Source organism: Nitrobacter sp. JJSN, assembly GCF_051912485.1.
Taxonomy (GTDB): domain Bacteria; phylum Pseudomonadota; class Alphaproteobacteria; order Rhizobiales; family Xanthobacteraceae; genus Nitrobacter.
The window spans coordinates 2,417,091-2,429,038 of the sequence record NZ_CP196822.1 but is presented as its reverse complement, the minus strand read 5'-3'; the positions used below and the strand labels follow the sequence as shown (position 1 = coordinate 2,429,038).

The following is an 11,948-nucleotide window of genomic DNA, read 5'->3' as shown; positions in this document are numbered from 1 at the left end:
CTTGTTAAAGCCGACCGCGCTGCGAATGTTCCGCGTTGGATATTCAACGCAGGTGCAGCATATACCAGACCGGTCGGAAAAGGGAAGAACAAAAAGGGATTACGATTCCGTGATCGTAACCGTAACTATTTGCTATAGCTGCACTTTCATAAAATCTGCGTCATTCCGCCGCCGCCAGCGCCGCGCCAAGAAGAGACAAATCCTCCGGCAGCGCCGCTTCCCAACGCAGAACTTCTCCAGTCCTGGGATGTTCGATGACCAAAAGATAGGCGTGAAGCGCCTGCCGCCCGAGAGCGTCGAGGGCGGCCCGGGCCGATGCACCCAGCTGATTGGCCTTGGTTTTGAAGTGCGGGCCATAGACGCCGTCTCCCATCAGGGGGTGGCCGGCGTGGGCGAGGTGCACCCGGATCTGATGCGTGCGGCCGGTCGCGAGCTGGCAGACGAGGAGGGCGGCGACCGGTTTGCCGTCACGGCCTTTGAAGGCCTCCTGCACCTCCCAATGGGTGATCGCTTGGCGCCCGCCCGTGCGCACGGCCATCTTCTCGCGGGCATGAGGGTGGCGGTCGATGGGAGCGTCCACGGTGCCATGTGGGCGGTTGGGCACTCCCCAGGCAAAAGCCAAATAGCCCCGTCGCAGCGCGCCCGTGCGTCCGTGATCTGCGAATTGTGCGCTCAGCGACTTATGCGCGGCGTCATTCTTGGCAACGACCATGAGGCCGGTGGTATCCTTGTCGAGCCGATGCACGATGCCCGGACGGCAGACGCCTCCGATGCCGGACAGGCTTTCCCCGCAATGCGCGATGAGGGCGTTGACCAGCGTCCCGGCCAGATGGCCCGCCGCAGGATGGACGACCAGCCCCTTTGGCTTGTTGACGACGATCAGATCGTCGTCCTCGTAAACAATATCGAGTGCGATGGCTTCCCCTTTCGGTTCGGCCGATATTGCTGGCGGCACGTCGATTGTGATCGAATCCCCGGTGGCGACATGATAAGCGGGGTCGCGAACGGGGGCCGGGGTGATCGATCCCTCTGCAACGGGGAGTTTTGCAACAAGGACTTGGCCCGCGAGAATCAGCGACTTCAGGCGCGATCGCGACAGTTCAGGACTGTGAACCGCGAGAACCCGGTCAAGGCGTGCCGATCCCTCGTCGCCCGTGACAACGACCTCAAGCCTTTGACCGCGATCCGACGATGAGCCTTTTGAAGTAGAGCCTTGCATGACCGAGCCTGTAAATCCTGAACCGACCCCGGAGCAGGCCGCGCTGTTTTCGCGGGTGCGTCGGATGATGTTGATCGCGGGTCTGACCACGGCTCTTGCCTTGGCGGCCGTCCTGATCGCCATCGGCTATCGCCTTTTCCGCATGGAGGGAAGCGGGCCGACAACCGACGTGACCGCGATGTTGCCAAAGGGAGCCAGGATTACCGCAACCGCCATAGCGGGTGACCGCCTTGTCGTGACGCTCGATGTTGGGGGAGGCGTCCAGATTCAGACGTTCGACCTGCATACACTACGGCCGGCCGGGACGCTGAAATTCGCAAGCGAGCCTTGATTCCGGCGGTACCTTGCAGAGCACCGATTTCGAGGCTATTGCCTGTCCTGCACGCTCCCTTCGTCTAGCGGTTAGGACGCGGCCCTCTCAAGGCTGAAACAGGGGTTCGATTCCCCTAGGGAGCGCCATTGCATACAAAACCACGAGCATCTCCGTTCTCGGTCTGTCCGGCTATGGCGGCCTGCAGGACGTCTTTGCTGCCGATGACCCGGATAGCCCGATCGTCGGCCTCGACGGCGTTGATGATCGAACCGATGTAGCCCTTGCGGGTGTGGTGTCGCTTCCGAGACGCGCGAAATCTGCGGCAGAACGAGACGCTGCCACAATGGCTGGTCTCGGCAGGGCTATCGCTTTCTCTTGTCGGTCAATTGCTCGACAACGGCAGGCTGCGACGTCTCGAACACGCGACTGGCCAGAACGTCGGACGCTACCACCGACTGGACATCGTCGACAGACAGGATGGCGTCCTCGTCCGCGACCAGGCGATTGGCCTGACGCAAGCGAATACGATCCAGCGCGTTGCGGATCGAGCGCGCGTTGGAGAATAAGGGCTGCGCCTTGCGCAACGCGATGTAACGTACAAAGGCGTCGCGGGCGTCAGAGGTGAACTTATAGTTCATGTGGCGCAGCATCACCTCCGCGATCGCAAGCAATTCCTCGTTGGTGTAGTCGGGGAAGTCGATGTGATGGGCGATGCGCGAGCGGAAACCGGGATTGCTGGAGAAGAATCTTTCCATACGGTCCGCGTAGCCTGCGAGTATTACCACCAGATCCTCGCGCTGCGACTCCATGACCTGAAGCAGAATCTCGATGGCTTCCTGGCCGTAGTCGCGCTCGTTGTCGGGTCGATGGAGGTAATAGGCCTCGTCGATGAACAGCACGCCGCCCATCGCCTTTTTCAATATCTCCTTGGTCTTCGGCGCGGTGTGGCCGATATATTGTCCGACCAATTCGTCGCGCGTAACCGACACGACATGGCCACGGCGTACATAACCCAGCCGATGGAGAATATCGGCCATCCGTAAGGCAACGGTGGTTTTGCCGGTGCCGGGATTTCCGGTAAACGACATGTGCAACGTCGGAGTCTCCGACGTCAGTTCCATTTTCTTGCGTATTCGCTCGACGAGGAGAAGCGACGCAATCTCCTGGATTCGTGTCTTGACGGGCTTGAGACCGATCAGCTCTTGATCGAGCTGCTTGAGTATCTCGCCGATTCCAACAGCCTCAAGTTCCTCGCGAAGGTTGACTTTTTCTTGCATCGAATATGGTCCTGATAACCTCGGCCGGGAGCTTCTTTTTTTACGACCGCTCGAGAGAAAACCGGTCGGGAGAAAGGCTCCGTCGTCAGGAGGCGACGGAGCAGTACATCCGGGCTGGACGACCGAAAGGATAAATCGTCCAGCCTTAGCCGGATGGAATCATGATGAATAACGCTGACCTTCGGGACGTTCGGCCACCGCATAGGAGGTCGTGGTGTACCGAACGTTGCGACCATCGGATTCCTGGCGCTCGAGCCGGAAGCCCGGCTCGTTCTTGGGTCTGTTGACGATGAACGAGATCCTCACCGACTCCCAGCCAGGACTGGAATCGAACCCGGAGATCCGGATGTAGCGGTCGCCATAGACCTTCCGGCACTCCTTCAGCTCCATCAGCACGCCTGCCGCGTCCGGCAGGTCGAACATCGGCAAATTCCACATTTCCCAATAGGTATTGCGGGGATGCGGGTCGTCGGTAAACTCGATATTCACCGCCCACTTCTGGCTGAGGCAATACTGGATCTGCCGGGAAATCTGATCGTCGGTCAGATCAGGCAGAAACGAAAAGCAACCTTGAGTAACACGCATGATGTCCTCCATTACACCGCGACAGCGGTCGGCACATAGTCGGGAGCGTCGGTCGAGGCGTAGTTGAAGGTAACGTCCTTCCACACCTCGAGCGCCTGCTTCAGCGGCGTGCAGCTCGCGGCGGCCTTGGCCAGAATTTCCGGCCCTTCGCTAACGTAATCGCGGCCCTCGTTGCGGGCGAGAATGATCGCCTCCAGCGCCACGCGATTAGCCGTCGCGCCGGCCTGGATGCCCATCGGGTGACCGATGGTGCCGCCGCCGAACTGCAACACCACATCCTCACCGAGGTGCTGGATGAGCTGGTGCATCTGGCCCGCATGGATGCCGCCGGAAGCGACCGGCATCATCTTGTTGAGGCTCGCCCAATGCTGGTCGAAGAAGATGCCGTGTTCGAGCTGGGTCGGGTTGTATTCCTCGCGGCAGATATCATAGAAGCCGCGCGTGGTAAGCGGATCGCCTTCCAGCTTGCCGACCACGGTTCCGGCGTGGATATGATCGACACCGGCGAGCCGCATCCATTTGGAAATGACACGGAACGACACGCCGTGAGAGCGCTGCCGCGTATAGGTCGAATGACCGGCCCTGTGCAGGTGCAGGATCATGTTGTTTCGGCGCGACCAGTTCGACATCGACTGGATCGCTGTGTAGCCGATCACCAGGTCGATCATGATAACCACCGAGCCCAGCTCTTTGGCAAACTCGGCGCGCTCGTACATGTCCTCCATCGTCCCTGCCGTGACGTTGAGGTAGCTGCCCTTGACCTCGCCGGTCGCTGCCTGGGCGCGGTTGACCGCCTCCATGCAGTAGAGGAATCGCTCACGCCAGTGCATGAACGGCTGTGAGTTTATATTCTCGTCATCCTTGGTGAAGTCGAGGCCGCCTTTCAACGCCTCGTAGACTACGCGGCCGTAGTTGCGGCCGGACAGGCCGAGCTTTGGCTTGACGGTGGCGCCGAGCAGCGGCCGGCCGAACTTGTCGAGGCGCTCGCGCTCGACGACGATGCCGGTGGGCGGCCCGTTGAACGTCTTGACATAGGCTATCGGCAGTCTCATGTCCTCGAGCCGCAAGGCCTTGAGCGGCTTGAAGCCGAACACGTTGCCGATGACCGACGCGGTGAGGTTTGAAATCGAACCGGGTTCGAACAGGTCGAGATCGTAGGCGATATAGGCGAAGTACTGGCCTTCCGCTCCCGGCACCGGGTCGACGCGATAGCACTTGGCGCGGTATTTTTCCGCCGCCGTGAGGCGGTCCGTCCATACCACGGTCCAGGTCGCCGTCGAGGATTCACCGGCCACCGCCGCCGAGGCCTCGATCGGATCGACGCCATCCTGAGGCGTAACCCGGAACAGGCAAATGACGTCGGTGTCCTTCGGCGTGTAGTCCGGCTCCCAATAGCCCATCTTCTTGTAGGACATGACGCCGGATTTGTAGCGGTCCTTGCCGCGGACGGTCATCGACTTCTCGTTCATGACATTCTCCTTCTGAACAGTAACCGACGCGCATAATTGGTCAGTGAAATCCGGACGGTTAGTCCATATCAGTCGCATTATGTCAATCGTGTAGGGAATGAAAATTGATATGCTGCGCATCAATCATACGATACAAATCATATGATTATGCAGTTTTTGCTTTTAGTCTTTGATTCTTAAGATCATTATTTATTGTATAGACAAATTTATTAGAGCAATTGGACCCATTGATTAGAGCCAGGATATGACTGCTTGCTGCGATGCAGACGGCAGGCCGTAGACGCTGTCGTCCGCAACCCAGCCGAACGGAACGTGCGCTGCAATGGCGCGCGCAATCATCTTCGCGACAAGTTGCGGCGTCTTCGAAAAGCCGACATCGCCTGGCGCATGCGCGGCTTTCAGGCGACGCGGGTCGTCCGTTCAGCTCTTCGGCAGACAGAGCGCGCGGTCCATGACCGCGTGACGCGACACATAGGTCGCGAACACCCCCACCTGACAATTCGTGATCCTTCCGGCCGAGCTGGTGTATTGTCGCGCCACTCCGCACGACGTCTCGTCCTGACGACCAGCAACGCGCTTTCATCGCCGAGACGCTCGGCCACATAATCGCGCACCAGATCGCGCTGGCTCGTCTGCGTCCAGCGGTCTCGGCCCAGAAGCTCCTGCTTGCGATACGGGCCGGGATCGCCCGCCGCTTCCGCTCGCATCCAGCCAGTCTTGCGCGGTTCTTCGTTCAGCGGTTCGTCAATGAACCACCCACGCTCGTCGCTGTACGCTTCTGCGAACAACGGGCGCATGCGACGACTCCAGCACCGTTTCGATAGGCGTGGACGTCGTCCATGATCGATGTCGAATCATGGTGATTTATCGAGTCGGAACTCGGTAACGCGCAATACAAATTACGACTGTAATGCTAGGGTCAGGACTGTATGATGCTTTATGCATTTAAATTGATGCTTGATACTGCATTTCATATAGTTTAAATATATGAGCGATGTATCGCATTGGAGCTGGCCAATTCATGATTTCCGCTAATCAACTCAGGGCCGCCCGCGCGCTGCTGAATATAGATCAACGGCACATGGCTGAACTAGCGGATCTTTCAGTTCCGACCATTCAACGCATGGAAGGAAGTGACGACGTCATCCGTGGCAATGTCGATTCCCTGATGAAGCTGGTTTCAGCTCTGGACAACGCGGGCATCGAGTTGATTAGTCCGGATGGTCAAAGCTTGGCTGGCGGTCGGGGCGTCCGGCTCAAGGAACAAGTCACGAAGCCAAAGGTAAAGCAACCTAAGCCTTCCTCGTCGCGGCCCTTGGAACGAGCTCGATGAACACTCGGGCTGCCGATGTCGCTGAAGCGGTGGCGCTGGCCGATCGTGTACTGGTGATCGAGCAGCGGCGGATCGCCCACGATGTCAAGATCGATATCGCCCGCCCGCGACGGCCGCGGCTCTGCCGATCTCGTCGCACTTGAGGGCTCAATCCTGCAGGAGCTGTTGAAAGAAAATCGGTCTGCCGATGCCTGATGCATCCGGTGAACTGTTTTTCATTTGAGGCGATCATGAATTTAGTCGTTCGAAACGTTCCGTTGCGAGAGGGGATCGCATCGGCTGAGTTCCGTAACGCCATGCGCCATCTGACCGGCGGGGTCAGCGTCATCACCGCCGACGGCAAACCGCGCTTGTCGGACGATATCCAACGAGAACAGCCTCGCGGCGTCCCAGGAAACCGGATCCCGCCAAATGACGCCTCAGCGCGAGAAAAAGACGCCGAAGAATGTAGATCCCGGACATACCGCGTAAACAGCGCTCGCAATGGCAGCAAAGGCGGCAAGCCGCTTACGCCCTCTTTGCATCGCGGCTCTTTACCTCTTCTTGAGAGGCCCAATATTCAGCCTCTAGCGGCAGTTTATCGAGGTCCGGTTTGTAGCCATTCGCTTCGTATTTTGAGCGCGGAATCGGGATGTTGGTGCCGTCGTAATCGACTTGCACCGATCCGTCGGGAGTCCGAAACATTCCAGTCGCCATATTTGCCTCCTGCTTTCGGTCAACCACTAACCTGCTAATGCTTAGCAAGCTAGGCAAGGAATCCAGCGAGGCTGGCCCGCCCGCCCAAAAAGGCCCGCTGGAAGGGATCAACAGCGGGCCTGATCGGGGTCGGGGATCAATGGAGTGTGGGTCCGCCCGTTCCGGTTGAATCAATGCGTGGAACGGCAAGGTGTTCCTCTGTTCAAAGAAAAGCCCGCCACGGGCGACGAGGCGGGCAGTTGAGTGAAGACGGACGGTACCCGGCCAAGGGACCGTCCGGGCCGATTAATGCACGTGTGGGCAAGAGGTTCCGGAAGAGGATCAATTGGCGGCTCTAAATCGGCGCGCGCAATCCTGGCGATGAAAGCCACTCATTGATATGCGTGGCAGTATCGACTTGCCTCAGCTTTTCTAGAAGCTTGGTTCGCACCGAGCCAGGTCCAGTCTGCCCTAAATGCAATTCAAGCCTCTTCTTTTCCTCTACGAGGCGTTCGAACAGAGTCGGAGATTTGTTGAGAAACCAGGTCATATGATGCTCCTTCCAAGACGGGCGGGAGCGTTACCGAACTCTCAGTCACCGGTATGAGCCAAAGGCAGTGCGATGATGGATTGAGTACGCGCTTCTTATTTTCGGAAGTCCAACCAATTCGGTTCTGCCGGGCTTGACCCACCCCCACTCCGACGGGGTTTTCTATTTTGAAGCCGATTTTACAATCCGAGCATTTGGAACCTGCGCGCTTTCTCTCTGTTGGACTGTAGAAGGGAGAGACGACGTGAGACTTGCCCTGTTATTAATCCTAGGCGTCGGAACATTGGTTGGGGCCAGCACGCTCATGATGGCCCAAACCGGCGCCTATTGCTTGCAGGGAGGAAAATGGGGCCACCCCGGCAACTGCCAATTTTCGACTTATGAACAATGCATAGCAACGGCGTTTGGGACTGAAGCGTCATGCGGCAGGAATCCGCGCGTTCGATAGCGTGGAGATCGCTATCTTGGGCATTTGGCAAGGAAGCCCATCGGCCCTGACCAGCGAAATGCGCACCGCTCGTTATAAGGAGAGGGGTGACATGAAAAGCGAAACGAAAATTAAAACTGTCATGGCAGCAATTCTAATCGTGGCAACTTTTGTCAGCGTCAGCGCGCTGGTGTCGGCGGTTCAAAAGGCGGACAACGGAACGACCCTGCCAGCAATGAATGGGACCAATCCTAAGAACTGACAACCACGAAAAACTCAGACATTTGTTTTGCACCACCCCGGCGGGGTTTCTATTCCGGCCGCAAATGCGCTTCGATCAACTCCCGAGCGTTTTCGTAGACACGTTGCACAGCAGGATCGGCACCCTGTTGCATTTCAAGCATCATCAGGGCGTTTTCATAAATCTCATTGGCGTCTTGCTGAGTCAGGACGCCGCGATTGACTAGCGCGGGGATCAACGCAGCAAGCAGCGATGACGAAACCAATTCGGACGCGGCGACGGTTTCGAGAGGGTCTAGATCTTGCATTCGTTGACCTCCGCTCAGCAGCTTTTTTGATCTCAAAACACAAGTGCTGGCCTAGGCAAGCGCGCTGGGTGGCGGCGGGAAAGCCGTCTTGGGATGTTGATCGTGAAGCACGACAGCCAAGCGACGCCGGATGTCCGGGTCGCTTGATGCGGCCTCGAAGATTCGCTCTTGCATATCCCGCGGTAGGTTCGGCCAGAGCTGAAACACCGCCCGACCAAGTAATCTTTCCAGGTTGTCCATCATGTTAAATCCATTGGCGCTGTCGCTGAACGCGAGTTTATAGCCGGCCTTAGGACCTCGGAGTCGAATATGGACAAAACCGTTTGACATAGGCGAGGAAGCGTTCCGCCATCGAAGCGCTACGCGCTCTGGGCGGGCGAAAACGGCAATTACCTTGTGCAAAAGCCATGGGGGACCTCTCGGTGGCGATTGAATAGAACTCTCAATTACCGCGTGGGTTCCCCCGGGGATCTTGCACTACGCGTGAAGACCCTTGGCCGGTAGCTTTCACCGACGCTCGCCACAAGCCCATCAGTGTGCCGAGGTGGAGGATCTTTTCATATTTGGCCCTACACCGCGCCCCGACGCAAATTGGGGCTTTGGGATCGCCGGCAAGGACAACATGGTATCCGTGGCACGGGACGCCAATTTTCGCTGACGTTACTTAATAGCACCCATAGTAAAGCCGGTCACAAAACGGGCGACGAAGAAATTATAGACAATCGCGATTGGGATGCTCGCAATCAGGCAGGCCGCCATCATTGAGCCCCAGAAGTAAACATCGCCCCGCACAAGAAACGTCGGCACGCCGACACTCACCGTATAGCTCGATGACGCGGTGATGAACGTGACGCCGTAGACAAATTCTTGCGTCACCAAGGTGAAGGTGAAAATAACCGCGGTCAGCATCCCTGCGATCGAAATCGGCACCACAACCTTAACGAACGCGCCGAAACGGCTCAGCCCATCGATCATGGCTGCCTCCTCAAGATCACGGGGGATCGCCTTGAAGAAGCCCATCAGCAGCCAAGTGCAAAACGGCACTGTGAAACTCGGATAGACGAGAATGAGCGACCATACAGAATCCTGCAATCCCAGCATCGCGATGATGCGCGAGAACGGGATAAATAGAATCGTCGGCGGCACCAGGTAAGTGAGGAATATCGTCACGCCCAGGGTTTGCGCCCATGCGCCAGTCATGCGCGCGAGGGCGTAGCCTGCCGGGACGGCGAGCAAGAGCGTGATGATGACGACGACCAATCCGACGAAGCCCGTATTCAAAAGCCATTGCAGATACTGGGTATCTTCGAACAGCACCGAGAGGTGCCGGAGCGTCGGGGGGCTGTTGAACAGGTACGGATTGTTATGGGTATTGTACAGATCCTGGTTGGTTTTGAAGGTGGTAATCACCATCCAGTAGAATGGAAAGGCGAGGAAGGTCACAAAGAAAACGAGTATGGCGGCGTGAGCTGCCTTGTCAGCAATATGTCGCGCACGGGCGAATTCAGCGGCCATCTTACGTGACCTCGGTGCGCCGGGCCAACCACAGGAACAGGATTGCAACGCCGGCGAGGACGGGGAAGAGGAACAGCGAGATAGCCGCTCCTCCCGCCAGATCACCACCCTGAATTCCTGTAAAATAGGCCCAACTGGCGATAACCTGTGTGGTGTCGTAGGGACCTCCGCGCGTCAGCACGAACACCACAATCATATCGGTGAACGTAAAGATGATGCCGAACAATAACGCCACCAGCGTGATCGGCAGAATCAGCGGCGTCGTGATCTGAAAATGGTGACGCCAGAAGCCAGCGCCATCCACCTCCGCCGCGTCATGAATATCCTGCGGAATCGACGACAGTCCAGCGAGGATAATGATGGTCGCCAGCGGCAGGATGCGCCATACGTTGACGATGATGATCGATGCCCTTGCCAGAGTCGGCTCGCCAAGCCAGATCGGCCATTCGTTAGGCCCGAGCAGACCGACCGCGCGCGCAGTCCAGTTGATGACGCTATAGATCGAATCGAAGATCCAAAGCCAGCCGATGCTGCCAAGCGAGATCGGCGCCACCCACGGCAGCAGGATCAAAAACCGCACCAACCATCTGCCGCGGAAATCAGTAATTAGCGCCGCCGCCAGAATGTTGGCGAACACGAGGACGAAGAACTGGGAAATGACCGTGATGACAATCGTATTCTGCAGCGAAAGCCAGAACGTGCTGCTCTCCACGATGCGCCGGAAATTTTCCAGCCCAACAAAATGCATGTCCTGGCTGGCGACCGTTACGCTCGACAAGCTGTAGTAGAGCGAGAGCAGGAAAGGAAACCCGACGAGGAGAACGATATAGAGGATCGCGGGCGCCAGCATGGCGCGCCACAGCCAGCGATCGTTATCGGCGAAACGTGACAGGGCGCTAATCCGGATGCGGTTTTTGCCGGCAACGTCTGTGGTCGTGGAGGTCATGCGGCGCCTCCGTTCACGCGCTTGCCGCCTTCGCGCTCAAAGCGCGCGATATCCTGCCGCCGCACGGTGAAGTCGTAGACTCGGCCGGCATCGATTTGCGTGCGAATGTTCGTTGGGATCTTCGAGATCAAACGCGTCTCGGGCGCGCGACCATCGATCAGGCCATAGACCAGGCGGTCAGCGCCGAGATACTCGATGCGGGTGACACGGAATGCAAAGTCCACGTTGTCCCCGTCAGGTTCAACCTCTTTTGGCAGGAATGCCTCTGGCCGGAATCCGACCAAAGTCTTGCCGTCGTCGATCAGGTTCATCGGCGGCGATCCAATGAAAGTGGCGGTAAAGATATCTGCCGGATAGCCGTAGATTTCGTGCGGGGTACCGATCTGGCGGACGCGACCCTGATTGAGAACGGCGATGCGATCGCCCAAACCCATCGCCTCAGCCTGATCGTGAGTGACATAGATGGTGGTGGTGCCGAGGCTGCGCTGAAATTGCTTTAGTTCATCCCGCGCGGAATTGCGTAGCTTGGCGTCGAGATTCGAGAGAGGTTCGTCGAGCAGAAATACCACCGGCTCGCGCACCACCGCGCGCGCAAGCGCGACGCGCTGGCGTTCGCCGCCGGACAATTGACGGGGTTTTCGATCAAGGAATCCTTGAATGCCGAACATCTGCGCGGCCCATGTGACTTTCTTGCCGATCGCGTCCCTGGGCATGCCGACCGCGCGTAGCGGAAACGAGATGTTTTTTTCGACAGTGAGGTGCGGATAGAGCGCGTAGCTCTGAAACACCATGGCGATATTGCGGGCGCGCGGTGGCAACCCGGTCACGACGTTCCCGTCAATCACGATATCGCCCGAGGTCGGCTGCTCGAGGCCCGCGATCAGGCGCATCAACGTTGTCTTGCCGCAGCCCGATGGGCCGAGCAAAACCAGAAACTCGCCTTCCTTGGCGAGGAGGTTAATGCCGTCGACGGCACGAACCTCATCGAAAAGCTTAGTGATGCACCTGGTTTCCACAATGGCCATAAGTGCGTCTCGAATACTTCAATCAATCCGTTCGCTAGAATGGCTTCGATCCAAACACAGTTGAGG

The 11,948-nt window shown here is 57.9% G+C and carries 14 protein-coding genes, 1 tRNA gene and 2 pseudogenes; 6 read left to right on the top strand and 11 right to left on the bottom strand.

Translation table 11 applies throughout. From position 1 onward, the window contains the following. Positions 1-160: 160 nt before the first annotated feature. A complete protein-coding gene (locus ACSZOQ_RS12080) occupies positions 161-1,219 on the bottom strand; it encodes an RluA family pseudouridine synthase (RefSeq protein WP_439922756.1) in 1,059 nt (352 codons plus the stop codon). Between ACSZOQ_RS12080 and ACSZOQ_RS12075 the strand changes: the two genes are divergently transcribed. Both ACSZOQ_RS12075 and ACSZOQ_RS12070 read left to right on the top strand, forming a co-directional pair. After that, entirely contained in the window at positions 1,218-1,550 is a 333-nt protein-coding gene (locus ACSZOQ_RS12075) for a hypothetical protein (protein ID WP_439922755.1), read from the top strand. The two genes, ACSZOQ_RS12080 and ACSZOQ_RS12075, sit on opposite strands and share 2 nt — an antisense overlap. A gap of 53 nt (positions 1,551-1,603) precedes the next feature. Continuing rightward, positions 1,604-1,678, top strand: a tRNA-Glu gene (locus ACSZOQ_RS12070). Positions 1,679-1,894: 216 nt separating this feature from the next. Here the strand turns inward: ACSZOQ_RS12070 and cbbX are convergent. The 4 genes and pseudogenes from cbbX to ACSZOQ_RS12050 form a co-directional block, all read right to left on the bottom strand. Beyond that, complete coding sequence (cbbX, locus tag ACSZOQ_RS12065; protein ID WP_439922754.1) at positions 1,895-2,809, bottom strand: CbbX protein; 915 nt, start codon at positions 2,807-2,809, stop codon at positions 1,895-1,897. Positions 2,810-2,968: 159 nt separating this feature from the next. Beyond that, positions 2,969-3,394 carry a ribulose bisphosphate carboxylase small subunit gene (locus ACSZOQ_RS12060; RefSeq protein ID WP_439922753.1) on the bottom strand — a complete coding sequence of 142 codons (426 nt, stop codon included), beginning with the start codon at positions 3,392-3,394 and terminating at the stop codon, positions 2,969-2,971. Positions 3,395-3,405: 11 nt separating this feature from the next. Continuing rightward, positions 3,406-4,863 (bottom strand): form I ribulose bisphosphate carboxylase large subunit, encoded by a 1,458-nt coding sequence (locus ACSZOQ_RS12055; protein WP_439922752.1) that lies wholly within the window; start codon positions 4,861-4,863, stop codon positions 3,406-3,408. 270 nt (positions 4,864-5,133) lie between these two features. Beyond that, positions 5,134-5,660, bottom strand: a pseudogene (locus ACSZOQ_RS12050) (transposase); the annotation flags it as partial. Positions 5,661-5,884: 224 nt separating this feature from the next. On the opposite strand from ACSZOQ_RS12050, the gene ACSZOQ_RS12045 reads away from it, so the two are divergent. Together ACSZOQ_RS12045 and ACSZOQ_RS12040 are read left to right on the top strand one after the other, a co-directional pair. Continuing rightward, positions 5,885-6,196, top strand: coding sequence for a helix-turn-helix domain-containing protein (locus tag ACSZOQ_RS12045; protein ID WP_439922751.1), 312 nt, complete (start codon positions 5,885-5,887; stop codon positions 6,194-6,196). A 14-nt stretch (positions 6,197-6,210) separates the two neighbouring features. Further along, positions 6,211-6,391 (top strand): annotated as a pseudogene (locus ACSZOQ_RS12040) (hypothetical protein); the annotation flags it as partial. A 312-nt stretch (positions 6,392-6,703) separates the two neighbouring features. On the opposite strand, the gene ACSZOQ_RS12035 reads toward ACSZOQ_RS12040, so the two are convergent. Both ACSZOQ_RS12035 and ACSZOQ_RS12030 read right to left on the bottom strand, forming a co-directional pair. Beyond that, complete coding sequence (locus ACSZOQ_RS12035; RefSeq protein ID WP_439922750.1) at positions 6,704-6,892, bottom strand: hypothetical protein; 189 nt, start codon at positions 6,890-6,892, stop codon at positions 6,704-6,706. 334 nt (positions 6,893-7,226) lie between these two features. Beyond that, positions 7,227-7,421: a hypothetical protein gene (locus ACSZOQ_RS12030; RefSeq protein ID WP_439922749.1), complete on the bottom strand. Its 195-nt coding sequence runs from the start codon at positions 7,419-7,421 to the stop codon at positions 7,227-7,229. Positions 7,422-7,725: 304 nt separating this feature from the next. Here ACSZOQ_RS12030 and ACSZOQ_RS12025 point away from each other — a divergent pair, with 304 nt between their 5' ends. Together ACSZOQ_RS12025 and ACSZOQ_RS12020 are read left to right on the top strand one after the other, a co-directional pair. Continuing rightward, positions 7,726-7,869, top strand: coding sequence for a DUF3551 domain-containing protein (locus ACSZOQ_RS12025; RefSeq protein WP_439926029.1), 144 nt, complete (start codon positions 7,726-7,728; stop codon positions 7,867-7,869). 91 nt (positions 7,870-7,960) lie between these two features. Next, the gene (locus ACSZOQ_RS12020) at positions 7,961-8,110 is read left to right on the top strand and encodes a hypothetical protein (RefSeq protein WP_439922748.1); all 150 of its coding nucleotides are present in this window, start codon (positions 7,961-7,963) and stop codon (positions 8,108-8,110) included. Between the two features lie 49 nt (positions 8,111-8,159). Here the strand turns inward: ACSZOQ_RS12020 and ACSZOQ_RS12015 are convergent, their stop codons facing one another. From ACSZOQ_RS12015 to ACSZOQ_RS12000, 4 genes are all read right to left on the bottom strand, one after another. Beyond that, positions 8,160-8,396, bottom strand: coding sequence for a hypothetical protein (locus ACSZOQ_RS12015; RefSeq protein ID WP_439922747.1), 237 nt, complete (start codon positions 8,394-8,396; stop codon positions 8,160-8,162). A 660-nt stretch (positions 8,397-9,056) separates the two neighbouring features. After that, on the bottom strand, positions 9,057-9,911 hold the full coding sequence (locus ACSZOQ_RS12010) for a carbohydrate ABC transporter permease (protein ID WP_439922746.1): 855 nt from the start codon (positions 9,909-9,911) through the stop codon (positions 9,057-9,059). Between the two features lies 1 nt (position 9,912). After that, on the bottom strand, positions 9,913-10,857 hold the full coding sequence (locus ACSZOQ_RS12005; RefSeq protein WP_439922745.1) for a carbohydrate ABC transporter permease: 945 nt from the start codon (positions 10,855-10,857) through the stop codon (positions 9,913-9,915). Then, positions 10,854-11,882 carry an ABC transporter ATP-binding protein gene (locus ACSZOQ_RS12000; RefSeq protein WP_439922744.1) on the bottom strand — a complete coding sequence of 343 codons (1,029 nt, stop codon included), beginning with the start codon at positions 11,880-11,882 and terminating at the stop codon, positions 10,854-10,856. The genes ACSZOQ_RS12005 and ACSZOQ_RS12000 overlap by 4 nt, the downstream gene beginning before the upstream one ends. Positions 11,883-11,948 lie beyond the last annotated feature (66 nt).

Excerpts from the sequence above, each read along its gene's own strand:
- ACSZOQ_RS12030 (WP_439922749.1), bottom strand. The coding sequence starts at position 7,421 with ATGACCTGGTTTCTCAACAAATCTCCGACTCTGTTCGAACGCCTCGTA.
- ACSZOQ_RS12055 (WP_439922752.1), bottom strand. The coding sequence starts at position 4,863 with ATGAACGAGAAGTCGATGACCGTCCGCGGCAAGGACCGCTACAAATCC.
- ACSZOQ_RS12025 (WP_439926029.1), top strand. The coding sequence starts at position 7,726 with ATGATGGCCCAAACCGGCGCCTATTGCTTGCAGGGAGGAAAATGGGGC.
- ACSZOQ_RS12080 (WP_439922756.1), bottom strand. The coding sequence starts at position 1,219 with ATGCAAGGCTCTACTTCAAAAGGCTCATCGTCGGATCGCGGTCAAAGG.
- ACSZOQ_RS12005 (WP_439922745.1), bottom strand. The coding sequence starts at position 10,857 with ATGACCTCCACGACCACAGACGTTGCCGGCAAAAACCGCATCCGGATT.
- ACSZOQ_RS12035 (WP_439922750.1), bottom strand. The coding sequence starts at position 6,892 with ATGGCGACTGGAATGTTTCGGACTCCCGACGGATCGGTGCAAGTCGAT.
- ACSZOQ_RS12060 (WP_439922753.1), bottom strand. The coding sequence starts at position 3,394 with ATGCGTGTTACTCAAGGTTGCTTTTCGTTTCTGCCTGATCTGACCGAC.
- cbbX (WP_439922754.1), bottom strand. The coding sequence starts at position 2,809 with ATGCAAGAAAAAGTCAACCTTCGCGAGGAACTTGAGGCTGTTGGAATC.
- ACSZOQ_RS12010 (WP_439922746.1), bottom strand. The coding sequence starts at position 9,911 with ATGGCCGCTGAATTCGCCCGTGCGCGACATATTGCTGACAAGGCAGCT.
- ACSZOQ_RS12075 (WP_439922755.1), top strand. The coding sequence starts at position 1,218 with ATGACCGAGCCTGTAAATCCTGAACCGACCCCGGAGCAGGCCGCGCTG.
- ACSZOQ_RS12045 (WP_439922751.1), top strand. The coding sequence starts at position 5,885 with ATGATTTCCGCTAATCAACTCAGGGCCGCCCGCGCGCTGCTGAATATA.
- ACSZOQ_RS12000 (WP_439922744.1), bottom strand. The coding sequence starts at position 11,882 with ATGGCCATTGTGGAAACCAGGTGCATCACTAAGCTTTTCGATGAGGTT.
- ACSZOQ_RS12015 (WP_439922747.1), bottom strand. The coding sequence starts at position 8,396 with ATGCAAGATCTAGACCCTCTCGAAACCGTCGCCGCGTCCGAATTGGTT.
- ACSZOQ_RS12020 (WP_439922748.1), top strand. The coding sequence starts at position 7,961 with ATGAAAAGCGAAACGAAAATTAAAACTGTCATGGCAGCAATTCTAATC.